Source organism: Nocardia sp. CC213A, from assembly GCF_030766805.1.
GTDB lineage: Bacteria > Actinomycetota > Actinomycetes > Mycobacteriales > Mycobacteriaceae > Nocardia > Nocardia otitidiscaviarum.
This window is the reverse complement of sequence record NZ_JASFXA010000023.1, coordinates 1-17,397: the sequence shown is the minus strand read 5'-3', so window position 1 is coordinate 17,397 and position 17,397 is coordinate 1. Positions and strand designations below refer to the sequence as shown.

Annotated in this window: 14 protein-coding genes and 1 riboswitch; of the genes, 5 read left to right on the top strand and 9 right to left on the bottom strand. The window is 72.1% G+C overall.

The annotated features are described in order from the left end of the window. Position 1: 1 nt before the first annotated feature. The 5 genes from QJS31_RS31465 to QJS31_RS31445 are packed head-to-tail and all read right to left on the bottom strand — an operon-like array spanning position 2 to position 4,533. Entirely contained in the window at positions 2-622 is a 621-nt protein-coding gene (locus QJS31_RS31465) for a (2Fe-2S) ferredoxin domain-containing protein (protein WP_306358425.1), read from the bottom strand. Then, a complete protein-coding gene (locus QJS31_RS31460) occupies positions 619-1,407 on the bottom strand; it encodes an ABC transporter ATP-binding protein (protein WP_306358424.1) in 789 nt (262 codons plus the stop codon). Before QJS31_RS31460 ends, QJS31_RS31465 begins: the two co-directional genes overlap by 4 nt. After that, on the bottom strand, positions 1,404-2,507 hold the full coding sequence (locus QJS31_RS31455) for an iron chelate uptake ABC transporter family permease subunit (protein ID WP_306358423.1): 1,104 nt from the start codon (positions 2,505-2,507) through the stop codon (positions 1,404-1,406). Before QJS31_RS31455 ends, QJS31_RS31460 begins: the two co-directional genes overlap by 4 nt. Then, positions 2,504-3,502, bottom strand: a complete 999-nt coding sequence (locus QJS31_RS31450; RefSeq protein WP_282785632.1) for an iron ABC transporter permease — start codon at positions 3,500-3,502, stop codon at positions 2,504-2,506. Before QJS31_RS31450 ends, QJS31_RS31455 begins: the two co-directional genes overlap by 4 nt. Then, the gene (locus QJS31_RS31445) at positions 3,499-4,533 is read right to left on the bottom strand and encodes an ABC transporter substrate-binding protein (protein WP_282785633.1); all 1,035 of its coding nucleotides are present in this window, start codon (positions 4,531-4,533) and stop codon (positions 3,499-3,501) included. The genes QJS31_RS31450 and QJS31_RS31445 overlap by 4 nt, the downstream gene beginning before the upstream one ends. 28 nt (positions 4,534-4,561) lie before the next feature. Next, positions 4,562-4,752: riboswitch (cobalamin riboswitch) on the bottom strand. Between the two features lie 242 nt (positions 4,753-4,994). Between QJS31_RS31445 and QJS31_RS31440 the strand changes: the two genes are divergently transcribed. After that, positions 4,995-5,867, top strand: coding sequence for a bifunctional 2-polyprenyl-6-hydroxyphenol methylase/3-demethylubiquinol 3-O-methyltransferase UbiG (locus QJS31_RS31440; protein WP_282785634.1), 873 nt, complete (start codon positions 4,995-4,997; stop codon positions 5,865-5,867). 8 nt (positions 5,868-5,875) lie between these two features. Here the strand turns inward: QJS31_RS31440 and QJS31_RS31435 are convergent, their stop codons facing one another. Beyond that, positions 5,876-6,910, bottom strand: coding sequence for an Lrp/AsnC family transcriptional regulator (locus QJS31_RS31435; protein ID WP_282785635.1), 1,035 nt, complete (start codon positions 6,908-6,910; stop codon positions 5,876-5,878). 110 nt (positions 6,911-7,020) lie between these two features. Between QJS31_RS31435 and QJS31_RS31430 the strand changes: the two genes are divergently transcribed. Next, positions 7,021-8,181: a lactate 2-monooxygenase gene (locus QJS31_RS31430; RefSeq protein WP_306358422.1), complete on the top strand. Its 1,161-nt coding sequence runs from the start codon at positions 7,021-7,023 to the stop codon at positions 8,179-8,181. A 190-nt stretch (positions 8,182-8,371) separates the two neighbouring features. Here QJS31_RS31430 and QJS31_RS31425 read toward each other — a convergent pair whose 3' ends face one another. After that, positions 8,372-9,643, bottom strand: coding sequence for a sensor histidine kinase KdpD (locus QJS31_RS31425; RefSeq protein ID WP_282785312.1), 1,272 nt, complete (start codon positions 9,641-9,643; stop codon positions 8,372-8,374). Next, a complete protein-coding gene (locus tag QJS31_RS31420; RefSeq protein WP_306358473.1) occupies positions 9,640-10,347 on the bottom strand; it encodes a response regulator transcription factor in 708 nt (235 codons plus the stop codon). Before QJS31_RS31420 ends, QJS31_RS31425 begins: the two co-directional genes overlap by 4 nt. 182 nt (positions 10,348-10,529) lie before the next feature. Here QJS31_RS31420 and QJS31_RS31415 point away from each other — a divergent pair, with 182 nt between their 5' ends. From QJS31_RS31415 to QJS31_RS31405, 3 genes are read left to right on the top strand one after another with little or no spacing between them, the layout of a single operon-like run. Then, the gene (locus QJS31_RS31415; RefSeq protein WP_372341710.1) at positions 10,530-11,282 is read left to right on the top strand and encodes an HAD family hydrolase; all 753 of its coding nucleotides are present in this window, start codon (positions 10,530-10,532) and stop codon (positions 11,280-11,282) included. Beyond that, complete coding sequence (locus QJS31_RS31410) at positions 11,279-13,639, top strand: glycoside hydrolase family 65 protein (protein WP_282785314.1); 2,361 nt, start codon at positions 11,279-11,281, stop codon at positions 13,637-13,639. Before QJS31_RS31415 ends, QJS31_RS31410 begins: the two co-directional genes overlap by 4 nt. A 44-nt stretch (positions 13,640-13,683) precedes the next feature. Continuing rightward, on the top strand, positions 13,684-14,454 hold the full coding sequence (locus tag QJS31_RS31405) for an SDR family NAD(P)-dependent oxidoreductase (protein WP_306358421.1): 771 nt from the start codon (positions 13,684-13,686) through the stop codon (positions 14,452-14,454). 257 nt (positions 14,455-14,711) lie between these two features. Here QJS31_RS31405 and QJS31_RS31400 read toward each other — a convergent pair whose 3' ends face one another. Beyond that, a complete protein-coding gene (locus QJS31_RS31400; protein ID WP_306358420.1) occupies positions 14,712-17,396 on the bottom strand; it encodes an ATP-dependent RNA helicase in 2,685 nt (894 codons plus the stop codon). Position 17,397 lies beyond the last annotated feature (1 nt).

The following is a 17,397-nucleotide window of genomic DNA, read 5'->3' as shown; positions in this document are numbered from 1 at the left end:
GCTAGCCGACCCGATCCGCCTCGGCGGTCTCGACCGCCGCCCCCGAATGCCACCGCCCGTCGGGGTAGGTGATGTACAGCGGACCCAGATTGCACGGATGCAGACAGCCGGTCGGGGTGATGAGGGCATCCGGGTGGGTGTCGCGCAGGATGCGGTGGAGTTCCGCCGCGCCGTAGACGGTGCAGCGGGGGCCGCGGCAGACCAGGATATGGGTGCTGTGCTCGGGGATCTCCGACCAGGCGGGACTGCGGAAGGCGCGCGGGCTCGCCGTCACCGGTGTGCCCGCGTCCTGTGCGCGGGCACGGATCAGGGCCGCGAAATCCGCTGTGCCGTCGATACTCTCGGTCATGCGGAGATCGAGGTCGAGGTCGCGGGTCTCCTTCCAGTTGGCCACCGCGCGGGCGATCCAGGTCTCCAGATAGCGGTCGCGCGGAACGGCCAGCGGGATGAGGGTGACCGGCACGTCGTCGGCGGCGGCCGCGTCCAGCACCTCGTGGATGGTCGGCTCGCCCTGGTCCAGCAGGGCGTAGCCCATACCGCAGGCACGGGCCAGGGCGGCGACGGCGGGCAGATCGACACCGGCGGGGGTGGGGCGGGCGACCAGGATGTGGCGGCGGCTCATGCGGTGCGGACCTTTCGCGCGGCGGGAACCACCAGCGGCGTGCCGGTGGCCGGGTCGTCGATCACGGTGCAGTCGAGGTCGAACACCTCGGCCACCAGGTCGGGGCGCACGATCTCGGACGGTGCGCCCTGCGCCACGACGCGGCCGTCCTGCATCGCGACCAGGTGATCGGCGTAGCGGGCGGCCAGATTGAGGTCGTGCAGCACCACGACGATGGTGCGCGGCAACAGATTTCGCAGCAGATCGAGCACGTCGAGCTGATGGGTCAGATCCAGGAAGGTGGTCGGCTCGTCGAGCAGCAGCACCTCCGGATCCTGCGCCACCGCCAGGGCGACCCACACCCGCTGGCGCTGCCCGCCGGAGAGTTCGTCGAGGCTGCGGTCGGCGAGTTCGAGGGTGTCGGTGGCCGCCATCGCCCGGTGCACCGCGGCCTCGTCGGCCTCGGACCACTGGCGGAACCAGCGCTGGTGGGGATGGCGGCCGCGGCCCACCAGGTCGGCGACCGTGATGCCGTCCGGGGCGGTCGGCTGCTGCGGCAGCATCCCCAGACGCCGGGCCAGGGTGCGGGCGGGCAGCCGCCCGATATCGCCGCCGTCCAGCAGCACCGCACCCGCCGCGGGCGGGATCAGGCGGGCCAATCCGCGCAGCAGGGTCGATTTGCCGCAGCCGTTGCGGCCGACGATGACGGTCAGCGCCCCGGCGGGGAAGTCCACGGTGGCGTCGGTGACGGCCGGTGTATCGCCGTAGGCGAGGGTGAGCGCCGAGGTGGTGAGATGAGCGGTCATCCAGCGTGTCCGATTCGGGTTGCGCGGGCCAGGAGATAGACGAGTACGGGCGCGCCGAGCACGGCGGTCACCACCCCGACCGGGAGTTCGGCGGGAAACAGCCGCCGGGCGGCCAGATCGGCGGCGACCACCAGCAGCGCGCCCGCCGCGGCGGCCGGGACCAGCCCGGCATCGCGCTCGGCGAGCAGCCGCCGCACGATCTGCGGAGCGACCAGCGCGACGAAGGCGACGGGTCCGGCCGCCGCCGTGGCCAGCGCCGCCGCCACCGCGGCGAGGACGATCAGGGTGGTGCGATGCGGTCCGCGACGCCCGGACAGGGTGGCCGCCAACTCGTCGCCGAGTTCGAGCAGCCGCAGGCTGCGGGCCAGCACCAGCAGCGGCGGTGTCACCACCGCCAGCGCGGCGACCCCGAGCACGACATGACTCCAGTCGCGATTGGCGAGGCTGCCCGTGAGCCAGCGGGCCGCGGTGTGCGCCTCGTAGATGTTCGCCCGGGTGAGCACGAAGGAGATGGCGGCCGACAGCATGGCCGTCACGCCGATGCCGACCAGGACGAGCCGATAGCCGTCGAGCCCGTTGGTGGTCGCCACCGCCACGATGAGCGCCATGGCGAGCAGCGATCCCGCCAGCGCGCCGCCGACCAGCACCGCGCCCGAGCCGCCCAGCACCACGCTCACCACCAGCGCGCCCAGCGACGCACCCGTGTTGATGCCGATGATCTCCGGGCTGACCAGCGGGTTGGTCGCGATGCGTTGCAGGATCGCGCCGGAGACCGCGAAGGCGGCCCCGACACAGAGCCCGGTGAGCACGCGGGGCAGCCGATCCCGCACCACCACGTCGTATTCGGTGAGGGTGCCGCCGCCGCCGAGCACCCGCAGCACATCGCCGACCGTGAGCGGAAAGTGGCCGACGGTGAGCGACCACGCCGCCACGGCCAGCGCGGCCGCCGTGCACAGCGCGGTGAGCAGGGCCGAACGGCGATGTACGCGCAGGGCTACTCGTCCGCCGGGGGCGCGCAGTAGCACGGTGCCCGGCGGCAGCACCGCGGATCGAGTCGGTGTCGCGGGTCGGGTCGGTGTCGCGGATCGGATGGGCGTCACAGTGTCGCGACCTTCCGATTGCGGACGAGATAGAGGAAGAACGGCGATCCCGCGAAGGCGGTGATGATGCCGACCTGGATCTCCTGCGGGCGCGCGACCACGCGCCCGAGCACATCCGCCGCCAGCAGCAGCGTCGGGCCGAGCACCGCGCACCAGGCCAGGATCCAGCGGTAGTCCTGTCCGGCCAGGGCCCGCGCGATGTGCGGGATCACCAGGCCGATGAACGCGACGGGTCCGGCGATGGCCACCGCGGCACCCGCCAGCAGCACCACGGCCGCCGCGCCGACGGCGCGCACCGTGACCAGCCGCGTGCCGAGCGTGCGCGCCATATCCTCGCCCATGGCGAGCGCGTTGAGCGAGCGCGCCACCGCCACCGCGAGCACGGTCCCGACAGCGATGAACGGCGTTATGGCCCAGACGGATTCGAGATCCGCGCGGGTCAGCGAACCCACCACCCAGAACCGGAAGTTGTCGAAGGTGGTGCGGTCCAGCAGCGTGACGGCGGTGGTGATGGAACCGCACAGCGCGGCGCACGCGGCACCGGCCAGGGCCAGCTTCACCGGGGTGGCACCGCCGAAGCCGAGCGACCCGAGCGTATAGACGAATACCGCCGCGACGGCCGCACCGAGGAAGGCGAACCACACGACCCCGCCCGGCGCGCTCAGACCGAGCACGCCCATGGCGATCACGATGGCCAGCGACGCACCCGAATTGATGCCCAGCAGTCCGGGTCCGGCGAGCGGATTGCGGGTCAGCCCCTGCATGACGGCCCCGGCCAGGGCGAGCGCGATACCCGCCAGCAGTCCGGCCACCGTGCGGGGCAATCGGATGTAGCGCACCACCCGATCCGCGTCGGTGCCCCGGAAGTCGGTGAACGCCGCCGCCACCTGATCGACGGTGAGCGGATGCGTCCCGACCCGCAGCGAGGCGAGGCAGACCAGGGCGAGCGCGGCGAGGGCCACCGGCATGCCGACGCCGCGCAGACCGCGACTCACCGCCCGAACAGATCGGGGTGGATCAACTCGGCGACCAGTTCGGTCGCGTGGGCGATCCGCACCCCCGCCGCCCGATCGGCGAACAGGAAGGGGTGCACCGCACCCGCGCGCACCGCGGTCAGATTGGCGAAGGCCGGATTGCCGGTGAGGGTGTCGGCCTGCGCCTGCCCGTCGGCGCGCGTGTAGTCGGCCCGGCAGCACAGACTGGTCAGAATGATGTCGGGATCGCGGGCGATGATCTCCTCCGCGCCGATCGGCACATTGCGGCGGGCGGTCAGGTCGGCGAAGGCGTTCACCCCGCCTGCGGCCTCGATGATCCGGGTGACGAAGTCGATGCCGCCCGCGACGGTATAGGAACCGTCGTCCTTGGGCGTCACCACCGCGACCCGGGGGCGTTCGGCTCCCGCGACCGTCGCGCGCACCGCCTCGATCCGGTCGCGCAGATCGGTCGCCACCCGCTCGGCGCGTTCGGGCACACCCCACAGCGCGCCGAGATCGCGCAGATCCGCGTACACGTTGTCGAATCGCACCGTCGCGGGGTCGATGGCCTCGTCCGCCAGTCCGTCGGCGCTCGGACACAGCGGACTCAGCACCCAGGTGCGCACCCCGAGTTCGTGCAGGCTGGCGCGGGTGCCGACGCTGGCCTGGGCGGATTTCGCGAACACCCCGTTGTAGCCGGAGAGCACGAAATCGGGCTGCTGGGACAGCAATTCGTCCCGGCTCGGCAGCTTCTCGACGTACGGGACGCTCGCCTGCGCGTCCCGGTATTCGGGCAGCACCGCCGCGTCCAGGAAGGCCGTCCCGACCAGGCGGTCGGTGACCCCGAGGGCGTGCGCGATCTCGATGGACGGCTGATAGGCGGCATAGATGCGCTGCGGCGGCGCATCGACGCCGATATCGATACCGCAGTTGACGCGCGTGACAGCGGCGTCGCCGACAGCGGTGTCGGCCGCGGGCGCACACCCGGCGAGCGCGACGGCACCGGCGAGCAACGCGCCGATCCGCAGGCGCGCGGAAACAAACGTGGTCAAGACGACCGCCTTCCAGGTCCTCGTGGAACGGGTACTGCAGCGCCGTGGCCGGTCTCCTGGCTGACGGGTGTCGCGCGGCGAATCCACCTTCCCAGGGCCGGGCCCCAGTGGCTCCGGACGACCGTGTCGCCCGGAACGATTCGTCGCTCCCGATCACAGTGGCGAGGGCCGCACCGGTTCCACACCGGTTTCCCGAACACCACGGCCCGGCGAATGTAGCAGAGTGCGCGAACCGGGCATCCGCGCTCGTAGCCGGAGGTGCGGCCGGCGAACCGCCGGTATGCCGCCGGTATGCTCGACTCGGCCGACGTGAGGAGATGAATCCATGTGCTACCCGGTGCCGTGCGAGACGTGTGGCAAGACGACGTGGGCCGGCTGCGGCGAACACGTCGACGAGGTGCGCGCCCAGGTCGCCGAAATTCAGTGGTGCGACGGCCACCCGCGGTAGTAGACCGGACGGCATGCATGATGCCGCCGCGGCAGCCGATGACACCGCCATAGCCGATGACACCGCGATAGCCGACAATCGGGCGAACTGGGACGACCGCGCCGACGTGCACGCGCGCTCGGGCATGTACGACGTGGACGGCTTCCTGAACGATCCGACCCGCATCTCGACGGTGGTGCGCAACGATCTGTCCGTCCTGGCCCCGCACCTCCCGGAGACCGGCATCCGGGATCGGTCGCTGCTGCACCTGCAATGCCATATCGGCACAGATACCGTCTCCTGGGCGCGGCTCGGGGCGGTCGACGTCCACGGTCTGGATCTGTCGCCGAACTCGCTGCGCCACGCCGCCCGCATCGCGGCGGCGGACGGGCGCGAGATCACCTGGGTGGAGGGCGACGCGCGATTCGCCTCCGCACTGCTCGACCGGCGCTTCAGCACCATCGTGACCAGCGCCGGAACCATCGTGTGGCTGCCGGAGCTCGACGCGTGGGCGCAATCCGTCCACGATCTGCTGGAACCGGGCGGGGTGTTCCTCATCCGCGACGACCATCCGCTGCTCGGGGCGCTCGGCTTCGAACCCTGGGAGATCAGCGAGGACTATCTGTCCGGCGGCGGCGTACAGACCTACACCGATTCGGGCAGCTACACACCGGGTTCGGCGGGGCGGATCGCGCACGCGACCAACCACGAGTGGCGGCACGACCTCCAGGAGATCGTCACGGCCCTGCTGGACGCCGGGCTCGTGCTGGAGTCGCTGCGCGAACTGCCGTACATGGACTGGCACGCCTTCCCGGAACTCGTCGCCTGCCCGGAAGGCTGGACGCTGCCCGCGGGCGCGCCGCGCGTTCCATTGAACTTCGCCGTCGTCGCCCGGCGTCCGCGCTGACCGTCGATTCAGGCACCGGGTTCGGACCAGATGTCGGCCGCCACCACGGATTCGGTGCGGCCGTGGCGGTCCAGCAGGTGGCCCAGGAGTTTGTCGTGGCGCAGGGTGATGACGCGTTCGGCGATGGTCATGGCGGGATGCAGTGCGGTGAGCGTGTTCTCGAAGCGCAGCACATCGCTCATGGTGTGCAGGCCCGCCTGGACGAGCAGGTTGTGGGTGCCGGTGGTGGCGGCGCAGTTGCGGGTTTGGGGGAGTGCCACCACGGCGTGACCGATACGGGGGAGGTCCGCGGCGGGAACGGTGGCGCGGAAGGTGACCGCGACCGGCCAGCCGCCGAGCGGGCGGGCGAAATCGCAGCGGAAGCGGAACAGGCCGAGTCCGGTGAGGTCGTCGACCCGGCGTTTGACCGTGGACGTGCTGACCGCGAGGGCGGCGGCCAGTTCGGCGTAGGGCGTGCGGCCGTCGCGGGCCAGCAGGCCCAGCAGGGCGCGATCGACCTCGGTGAGCCGGGAGCGGTCGCGATCGGCCGGTGACCGGGCGGGCGGTGCGGTGAGCCGGGTGCGCTGCGCGGGATCCAGGGCGTCGATGCGCCAGTCGCCGCCCTCGGCGAACATGTGGGTGACCAGGCTGGCGTGCACCGCACTGATGTGGGGCAGCGTCGGCAGGATGTCCAGCGTGTAGCGCGACATGGCGGCCAGATCGGCGGCGGCCACGGTGGTGAACAGCCGCTGGGCGCTGGCCGTGCGCTCGATGGTCACCATATGCGGATGCGTCGCCAACCGCGCCGCCACCGTGGCGGCTTCGCCTGCGGCGCAATCGATCTCGACATAGGCAACGGTGATCCGGTCCAGCAGGCGCGGTCCGGGGGACACCGTCACCCAGGCCGCCCCGCGCGCCCGCAGCCGACTCCAGCGGCGGGCGGCGGTGACCGGGTCGACGCCCAGGACCGCGCCGAGCTCGGTCCAGGAGGCGCGGGGGCGCAATTGCAGGGCGTGGATGAGCGCGAGCTCATCCTCACCGATCGGTTCGCAATGATCCTGCATTCACTACCGTTCTCGCGTGGATTTCCTGCACGTGGACCGCTGTGGGAGCCCAGTATTGCACTCTCGTCGAGCACAGAGAGAGTTCGCATCGGAAAGGCGGGCAGTCGGCCATGGCGTTCGGGGACTACCAGAACGAGATCTACTTCAACGGGTTGCGCGGTGTGGTGCCGCCGCTGCCGGTGAGTTTCGCGGAGCTGCGGGATCGGGCGCGCGCGGCCATGCCGCCTTCGGTGTGGTCGTATGTGGCGGGCGGCGCGGGCGATGAGCGCACCCAGGACGCCAATGTCTCCGCCTTCGATCACTGGGGGCTCGTGCCGCGCATGTTCGTGGGGGCCAAGGAGCGCGACCTGTCCGTCGAGCTGTTCGGATCCACCTGGCCCGCACCGGTTTTCCTGGCTCCGATCGGCGTGATCGGACTGTGCGCGCAGGACGGGCACGGCGATCTGGCCACCGCCCGCGCGGCGGCCCGCACCGGCGTTCCGATGGTGGCCTCCACCCTGACCGTCGACCCGATGGAGCAGGTCGCCGCCGAATTCGGCGCCACGCCCGGCTTCTTCCAGCTGTACACGCCCACCGACCGCGAACTGGCCGCCAGCCTGGTGCGCCGGGCCGAGCAGGCGGGCTTCCGGGGCATCGTGGTCACCCTGGACACCTGGGTCACCGGCTGGCGGCCGCGTGATCTGTCCACCGGCAACTTCCCGCAACTGCGCGGGCACTGCCTAGCCAACTACTTCACCGATCCGGTGTTCCGCGCCGGACTGGACCGCACCCCCGAGGAGGACCCGCAGGCCGCCATCCTGCGCTGGATCCAGCTCTTCGGCAATCCGCTCACCTGGGACGATCTGCCGTGGCTGCGGTCGCTCACCGAGCTGCCGCTCATCGTCAAAGGCATCTGCCACCCTGACGACGCCCGCCGCGCGGTGGACGGCGGGGTCGACGGCATCTACTGCTCCAATCACGGTGGGCGGCAGGCGAATGGGGGATTGCCCGCGCTGGACGTGCTGCCCGAGGTGGTCGCGGCGGCGGACGGGGTGCCGGTGCTGTTCGACTCCGGGGTCCGCTCCGGGGCCGATATCGTCAAGGCGCTCGCGCTGGGGGCGTCGGCCGTCGGCATCGGCCGCCCCTACGCCTACGGTCTGGCGCTGGGCGGGGCCGACGGCATCGCGCACGTGCTGCGCACCCTGCTCGCGGAGGCGGATCTGATCATGGCGGTGGACGGCTATCCGACGCTGAAGGATCTGACCCCGGAGGCGTTGCGTACCGTGCGCTGATCCGAACCGCGGTCGGCCCGGTCCGCGTGTGTCCGCAGCCGCGGACCGGGCGCACTGGCCGGAGAGGTGGTCGGCCAGTGGTCTTCGCGGCCGTGACCGTCGCCACAACGGTTGTCGCGGCCCGGGTGACGCGGCCCGGTTGTCGTGATTGTCGGCCGCACCGGCGACTTTCACGTTATGCGTCGGAAGTTCAGCGGCGGCCGGAGTTCGGTGAGGAATCGGGAAGATCGCGGTGCGCGCCGGTGGCCAGCGTCACCCGCAGGCGCGCACCGCCGAGCGGGCTGTCGGTCAGCGCCGCGGTGCCGCCGTGCAGTCGCGCCTGCTGGGCGACGAGGGCGAGTCCGAGTCCGCTGCCGGGGGTTTCGGTGTCCACGCCGCGATAGAAGCGGTCGAAGATCCGGTCGCGTTCCGCGGCCGGGACGCCGGTGCCGTCGTCGTCGACGGTGAGGATGACCGTTCCGGTCGGATCGCGGTGGGCCGCCACCTCGACGCGGGCCGCGCCGCCGTGGCGGATGGCGTTGGTGATGGCGTTGTCCACCACCGAGCGCAGGCCCGCGGCCAGGCCCGCCAGCCGGATCGGCTGCGGGACAGTGGATATCAGGGTGACGTCGGGGTGACGGCGGCGCGCGTCGTCGACCACCTCGTCGACGAGTTCGTCGAGATCCACCTCCTCCCGGTCGGCGTCGGTGGTGAGCTCCCCGAGGGCGAGCCGTTCCAGGGCGGACAGGGTCGATTCCAGGGAGCCCTGGGCGGCCAGCACGTCGGCGAGGATCTCGGCGCGTGTCGCCGCGGGCAGCTCCATGCCGGACAGCACCTGAAGATCGGTGCGCATGGAGGTCAGCGGGGTACGCAGCTCATGGGCGGCGGTGGCCGCGAAATCGCGGGCGGTGGCCAGCGCGTCGGCGGTGTGGCGGCGCTGCTCCTCGATGCGGCCGAGCATCTGGTCCATGGCGGTGGCCAGCTCGGCGGTCTCGGTGGTGGCCGTGCGGCGCGGGAAGTCCAGGGACAGCCGGGTGCCCACATCCTTGGTGGCCGCGGTGAGCCGGCGCAGCGGCAGCACACTGCGGTGAGCGAAGAACCAGCCGAGCGCGGCGGCCAGCGCGATGGCCGAGAGCGCGATGGCGACGATGTGGAATCGCCTGCGCTCCACCGCCGTCGCCACCACGTCCCGCGGTACCGCGAGTCCCAGATCCACCCGGTCGCCCTCGCGCAGGTCGGCGGGCAGCTCCCAGCAGCCGTCGCCGTTCGGTTCGAGGCGGACCACCCGGCCGTCACAGGCCGCGGCCGACGCCGTCCCGTCCACCCGCACGACCTCGAGTGAGCGCAGCGCGGCATCGAGTTCGTCATCGGTTCGGGTCTGCACGATGAGCAGGAACACCACGCTCATGGCGACAATGGCCAGGGCGGCGGACAGCGCGCTGGCGAGTGCGACGCGCGTGCGCAGGGAGACGGGCCGCCTCACGGCTCCTCCCGCAGGCTGAATCCGACCCCGCGCACGGTGTGTATCACGCGTGGGCAACCGGTGGCCTCGATCTTGCGGCGCAGATACGAGATGAAGACGTCCACCACCTTGGTCTGGGTCTCGAAGTCGTACTGCCACACCAGCCGCAGCAGCTGCGCGCGGCTGAACACCTGCCCGGGCGCGGTGGCCAGGGCGGCGAGCAGGTCGAATTCGCGCTTGGTCAGGTCGAGCGGAATGTCGTGGGCGTAGACGCGGCGACTGCCCGGGTGGATCACCAGCGGGCCGACCACGATGGGTGACGGGTCCGCGGTCCGGGTGGCCGGGGCGGGGACCCGGCGCAGCAGCGCGCGCAGCCGGGCCACCAACTCGCCCAGGTCGAACGGTTTGGTGAGGTAGTCGTCGGCCCCGGCCTCCAGCGCGCCGATGCGGTCGGTGATGGCCGAGCGTGCGCTGAGTACGCAGATCGGCACCTCGTTGCCGAGTGAGCGCAGCGCGGTGACCACACCGACGCCGTCCAGCGTGGGCATGTTCAGATCCAGCACCACCGCGTCGGGGGCCACGGCGGCGATCCGCCGCAGCGCGGCCGCACCGTCGGTGGCGGTATCGACGGTGAATCCGGAGAGCCGGAGCCCGCGCGTCACCGACGCCAACACCCGGGCGTCGTCGTCGACCACCAGCACGCGATTGCTCACCACAGCCCTCAGACTAAACCCGCGAACGCGCAGCTATCGCTCGGCGCGAGGGGCGGTGGAGAGCAGTGGGCACGATACTTGGGCGAACACCCGAGTGACGGTACGGGGACGGATTTCGAGTACGGCTAACACTTGGTTAGGAAATGGCTAGAACGTTCGCGTTTGGCTGACAGACCGTTGGGTATCGCTGGCGGGTGACGCGAGAGGTGCAAGGGCTGCCGGAATCCATCGCCGCCGGATTGTTCGATCTCGACGGGGTGCTCACCGATACCGCCGCGGTACACCGCCGGGCCTGGCGGCAGACCTTCGACGGATTCCTCGAACAGTATGTGGGGGAAGGGTTTCGGCCCTTCAGCGACACCGACTATCTGGATTACGTCGACGGTCGGCCCCGGCTGGACGGGGTGCGTGAGTTCCTGCGATCCCGGGATATCGAACTGCCCGACGGCGCGCCCGACGACCCGCCCGAGGCGTGGACGGTCACGGCGCTCGGGGAGGCCAAGAACCGCCTGCTGCTGGATCTGCTGGAGCGGGAAGGGGTGCGGGTGTACCCGGGGTCGGTCGACTATCTCGCGGCGGTGCGGGCCGCCGGACTCGCGGTGGCGGTGGTGACCTCCTCCGCCAATGCCGGGGTCGTGCTGGCCGCCGCCGGATTGGGCGAGGCGTTCCAGGCCCGCGTCGACGGCACCGTCATCAAGCAGCGTGCGCTGCGCGGGAAACCCGCGCCCGACTCCTTCCTCGCCGCCGCCGCGGCGTTGGGCGTCGCGCCCGAGCACGCGGCCGTCTTCGAGGACGCCGTCTCGGGCGTGCGTGCCGGGCGTGCCGGCGGCTTCGGGTACGTGGTCGGCGTGGACCGGATGCGCGACGGCCGCCACGAACAGGCGCTGCGCGACGCGGGCGCGGATGTGGTGGTGCCGGATCTGGACCGGCTCGGGGACGGGGTATGACGGCACCGCAGCCCGGATTCGAGATCGCGCCCTGGCACCTGCGCTGGCAAGGACTCGATCTGGACGCGTTGCACCGCACCGAATCCATCTTCGCGCTCTCCAACGGCCACATCGGCCTGCGCGGCACGCTGGAGGAGGGGGAACCGGTGGGCACCCCGGGCACCTACCTCAACGGCTTCCACGAGAAACGCACCCTGCCCTACGCCGAGGCCGGATACGGCTATCCGGAGGAGGGGCAGACGGTGGTCAACGTGACCGACGGGAAGATCGTCCGGCTGCTCGTCGACGATGAGCCCATGGATCTGCGCTACGGCAAGACCATTGCGCACGAACGGATCCTGGACTTCCGCTCGGGGACGCTGCGCCGTGCCACCGACTGGGAGTCGCCCACCGGGCGGCGGGTGCGCATCCACTCCGAACGGCTCGTCTCCTTCACCGAGCGGGCCCTGGCGGTCGTCCACTACGAGGTCGAACCGCTGGACGCGGACCTCGAACTGGTGGTGCAGTCGGACCTGCTGGTCAACGAGCCGATCAGCGTCCCGCGCGACGATCCGCGGCTGGCGGCGGCCCTGGACCGGCCCCTGGCCGCGGACTTCGCCACCGCCCGGGACTACTCGGCCACGCTCTGCCATCACACCCGGCGCTCCGGGCTGCGCATGGCGGCCGCCATGAATCACGAACTGGCCGTGGGGGTCACACCGCGCTGCGAGATCTACGCCGAGGACGATCTGGCGCGGCTGACCATCGCGGTGGACCTCGCCCGGGGTGACCGGGTGCGCCTCACCAAGTACCTCGCCTACGGCTGGTCCAGCCGCCGCTCCACCCCGGCCCTGCGCGCCCAGGTGGAGGCTGCGCTGGCCGCCGGAATGGAAACCGGATGGGAGACGCTGCGCGAGCGCCAGCGCGACTTCCTCGACGCCTTCTGGGCCGACGCCGACATCGAGATCGACGGCGATCCGGAATTGCAGCAGGCGGTGCGCTTCGCGCTGTTCCACGTACTCCAGGCGGGCGCGCGCGGCGAGAGCCGGGCCATCCCCGCCAAGGGGCTCACCGGCACCGGCTACGACGGCCACGCGTTCTGGGACACCGAGACCTTCGTGCTGCCGGTGTTCACCTACACCATGCCCGTGGTGGCTCGCGATGCGCTGCGCTGGCGGCACTCCACCCTGGAACACGCTCGCGAGCACGCGCGGCGGCTCGGGCAGCCTGGAGCCATGTTCCCGTGGCGCACCATCGACGGGGCCGAGGGGTCGGGCTACTGGCCGACGGGAACCGCCGCCGTGCACGTGAACGCCGATATCGCACATGCGGTGGTGCGCTATGTCGCGGCCACCGGCGATGAGCGGTTCGAACGGGACCTCGGTGTCGAACTGCTGGTCGAAACCGCGCGTCTGTGGGACGGACTCGGTCACGAGGACGGCGCGGGCCGATTCCGCATCGCCGGAGTGACCGGCCCCGACGAGTACTCCGCCCTGGCCGACGACAACCTGTACACCAACCTGATGGCGCGGCGAAACCTGGACGCGGCCGCGGCGGCCTGCGCACGTCACCCCGGTATCGCCCGCGCGCTCGGCGTCGACGCCGACGAGACCGCGCGCTGGCGCGACCGCGCCGCGCGAATGCTGGTGCCGCACAACGACGAACTGGGCGTGCACGAGCAGTCGGCGGGCTTCACCCACTACGCCCGGTGGGATTTCGCCGCCACGCCGCCGGAGCACTATCCGCTGCTGCTGAACTACCCGTACTTCGCGCTGTACCGCAAACAGGTGATCAAGCAGGCGGATCTGACGCTCGCCATGTATCTGTGCCCGGACGAGTTCACCGCCGAGCAGAAGCGGCGCAACTTCGACTACTACGAGGCGCTCACCGTCCGGGATTCGTCCCTGTCGGCCGCCGCGCAGGCGGTGCTCGCGGCCGAGGTGGGGCACCTGTCGCTGGCCTACGACTACTGCGTGGAGGCGGCGCTGACCGATCTGCACGATCTGCACGGCAATGTGGGCAGCGGGCTGCACATCGCCTCGCTGGCGGGCACCTGGCTGGGCTGCGTGGGCGGCTTCGGCGGGCTGCGCGACCACGACGGCGAGATCTCCTTCGCCCCGGCGCTTCCCGACGAACTCCAGCGCATCGCGTTCCGGCTGGTGTGGCGTGGGCGGCGGCTGTCGGTGGAGATCCACGACCATGTCGCCACCTACACCCTGCTGGCGGGGGACCCGCTGCGGTTGACGCATCACGGCACCGGATTCCAGCTGGCCGACGAGCCGCGCAGCTTTCCGATTCCGAAGGGTGCGCGGGTGCCGCGGCCCGCGGTGCCGCCCGGGCGTGAACCGTATCGACGGCAGCGGGCGGCCCGCTCGTGAACCAAGCAGTTGCTTGGTTGGGTTCGGTGGGCTATCAATGACCCATGGACGATTTCGGCCACCGCGATGGTGTGGCGCTGGTACTGGGCGCCAGCGGCGGATTGGGGCGGGCCACGGCGCGCATGCTGCTCGAGCGCGGCAGCGCGGTCGCGCTGACCTACCACCGATCGCCGGAGCGGCTCGACCCCGTGCTGCGGGAGGCGGCCGAGCGCGGCCGGACAGCCCGGGCATGGCAACTCGACCTCGGTGACGCGGACCGGGTGGCCGCGGTGGTCGGCGAGGTGGTGCGGGAATGCGGTGGTCTGCACACCCTCGTCTACGCGGCCGGGCCGCACGTGCCCATGCGTCACCTCAGCGGTATCGCGCCCGCGGACCTTCGACACCAGGTGGACGCCGACGTCGCCGGATTCTTCAACGCGGTGCACGCCGCCCTGCCCGCCCTGCGCAGCAGCCGCGGCACCATCGTCGCCATCACCACCGCCGCCACGGCCCGCTTCCCCATCCGCGACGCCCTCTCCTCGGTACCCAAGGCCGCGGTCGAGGCCGCGATCCGCGCCATCGCCGCCGAAGAGGGGCGCTACGGCATCCGCGCCAACTGCGTCGGCCCGGGCATGACCACCGACGGCATGGCCGACCGGCTCATCAACAGCGGCGACCTGGATGCCCGCGCCCTGGACGCGGCCCGGAACAACATCCCGCTGCGCACCTTCGGCGACGCCGAGGACATCGCCGAGGCCGTCTGCTTCCTCGCCTCCGACCGCGCCGATTTCATCAGCGGCCAGAAGCTGGACGTGGACGGCGGCTACGGGGTCTGAGCGTGCCGCGCTCTCCGGACGAGCCGGTCCAGCCCGGTTCCGGTGCGGCCGCGAACACCGGTGCGGCAGAACGGGATCGCGCCACCGCAGGCGGCTGCCGACCTGTGGTGGTCGCCGGGGCTGGTGCTCGGCGGATGTGCCGAGGGACGCCGTTGGCCCGCCGCCGGATGCCGGCCGTACAGTGCGGCCGCCCTGCCGTGCATCGTCGCCGGGTGTCGGTCGGACTGTGGCGTTTGCTCGGGATCGGCGCGGGGTGATCAGCTCCGGGCCGCGCGGCGGGCGGTGCCGCGGTGCGCGGGCATCGTGGTGGGGTCCTCCGGCCAGGCGTGTTTGGGGTAGCGGCCGCGCAGGTCGGCGCGGACCTGGGGCCAGCCGGTGCGCCAGAAGGACGGCAGGTCGGCGGTGACGGCGACCGGGCGCTGAGCGGGGGAGAGCAGGTGCAGCAGGATCGGCACCCGGCCGTCGGCCAGCCGGGGTGGTTCGGTCCAGCCGAAGATCTCCTGGACCTTCACCGCCAGTACCGGGGGATCGGCGGAATAGTCGAGGCGAATCGCGCTGCCGGACGGCACCTCCAGCCGTTCGGGGGCCAACTCGTCGAAGCGGCCCGCCTCCGGCCAGGGCAGTAGCCGGCGCAGTGCCTGCCCGGCGTCGACGCGTTCCAGATCGGCGCGGCGGCGCGCGGTGTCGAGTTCGGGACCCAGCCAGCGATCCATATCGTCGAGCAGGCTGTCGTCGTCGACGGCGGGCCACGGCGCGCCGAGGGTGCGGTGCAGGAAATCCAGCCGCGCCCGCAGAGTGCGCGCGTCCGCATCCCAGCGCAGCAGCCCCACCCCGTGCTCCCGCAACCCGCGCCGCAGCGCCGCCGCCAGCAGCGCCGGATCGGGATCGCGCAGCGGTCGCGCCGACAGCGTGATCGCGCCGAGCCGCTCGACCCGCCGCGCCACCACCTCCCCGTCGACCCAGTCCACCTCGTCCGCGGTAGCCAGCAGCGCGGGCGCGGCCTGCCCCGCGAGTTCGGCATCGGCCGTGGCGGCCAACCGAATTCGCCCCTCCGCCCGGCCCGGATCGCGCGTCGCCACCGCCACGGCCAGCCACTCGCCGTCCCCCAGCCCCGACCCTGGCGGCAGCACCATGGCGGTGCCGCCCGCGGTCAGATAGGTCGCCGACCCGGCACTCCGCCGCCGCGCCAGCCGCTCCGGATGCGCGAGCGCCACCACCACCGCCGGATCGTCCACCGCACGCGCTCGCGTATCCGGCGTCTTCGCGGGATCTCCCGCCGTATCGGCGTGTCTGTCCGCTGCTTTCGCGGGATCGCTCGCCGTATCGGCGTGTCTGTCCGCTGCTCTGGCGCGATCGCCCGCCGTGCGAGCATGTGTGTCAGCCGTTTTCGTGCGATCGGCCACCGTTCGAGCCTGCCGGTCGGCTGATTTCGTGGGACCGCCTGCCGTATGCGCTTGCGTATCTGCTGTTGTCACGTGGCCGTGCGGCCTTGACGCTCGTGTGTCACCGGTCTTCGCGCGATCGGCCACCGTCTTCGCGCGGTCGCCCGCCCGGTCCTCTCGCTGGTCCGTTGTCCTCGCGAGGTCGGGGGTCATGTGTGCTTGCGGGTCCGCCGCGGGCTCGTGCGCGGTCGAGGGCGATGTTTCTTCCTTCGCGTGGTCGGATATCGCTGTGGGAGAGGGTGGTTCGGTGGAGGTCCCGATGGTGGACGAATGGGAGGTGGGCTCGTCGGTCGGGGTGCCGGGGTGGTCGAGCAGGCGGGTGAGGCGGTGCACTTCGCGCTGCCAGCGGGTGGGGCGGTCGCGGCGCAGGGTGCGCAGGGCGGCGGCGAGATCGGTGGCGGTGGCGAGGGTGTCGTCGTCGAGCAGGGCCACCACCTCGGCGGCGTGGCGGGGGCCGACGAGGGCGGCGCCGTCGAGGAGGGCGCGGGCCAGGCGGGGGTGCAGGCCCACGGTGGCCATGCGGCGGCCGCGCGCGGTGATGGCACCGTCGGCGTCCACCGCGCCGAGAGCGCGCAGCACCTCCCGTCCGGCGGACAGGCCGCCCGGCGGCGGGGCGTCCCACCAGGCCAGGCCGTGGCCGTCCGGAATCCCCCAGGACGCCAGTTCCAGGGCGAGCCGGGTCAGATCGGCGGTGCGGATCTCCGGCTCCGGAAAGGCGGGCAGGGTGGTGTGCTCGAATTCCGGCCAGCAGCGCCAGGCCCACCCGGGTGCTTCGCGGCCGGCGCGGCCCGCGCGCTGATCGGCCACCGCCGCCGAGACCCGGACGGTGGCCAGGCCGGACAGTCCGCGCCGGTGGTCGACGCGGGGGACGCGCGCCAGCCCGGAATCGACGACCGCGCGCACCCCGGGCACGGTGAGACTGGATTCGGCCACCGCGGTGGACAGGACGATCCGCCGCCGGGTGCCGGGGCGCAGGGCCGTGTCCTGTGCGGCGGCGGCGAGACGGCCGTGCAGCGGGACGATATCGGCGTCCACACCGGACAGCAGGTCGGCGGTGCGGCGAATCTCCGCCGCGCCCGGCAGGAAGACCAGCACATCGCCGTCGGCGGCGGCCAGCGCCGTCCGGGTGACCCGGGCGACCTGCGCCTCGGTGCGCTCGCGGGGCAGCGGCGGGACATAAGCGACATCCACCGGATAGGTCCGCCCGCGCACCTCCAGCACCGGGGCCGCGGTCTCGTCCTCGCCTAGCAGCGCGGCCAGCCGGTCCGCGGCCACCGTGGCGGAGGTGGCCAGCACCCGCAGGTCCGGGCGCAGTCCGGCCCGCGCGTCGAGCAGCAGCGCCAGCAGCAGATCGGCGTCGAGATGGCGTTCGTGGCATTCGTCGAGAACCACCGCGTCCACCCCGGACAGCTCGGGATCCCCCTGCAACCGGCGTACCAGCAGCCCGGAGGTGACCACCTCGATGCGCGTCGCCGCGCCCACCCGCCGCTCGCCGCGCACC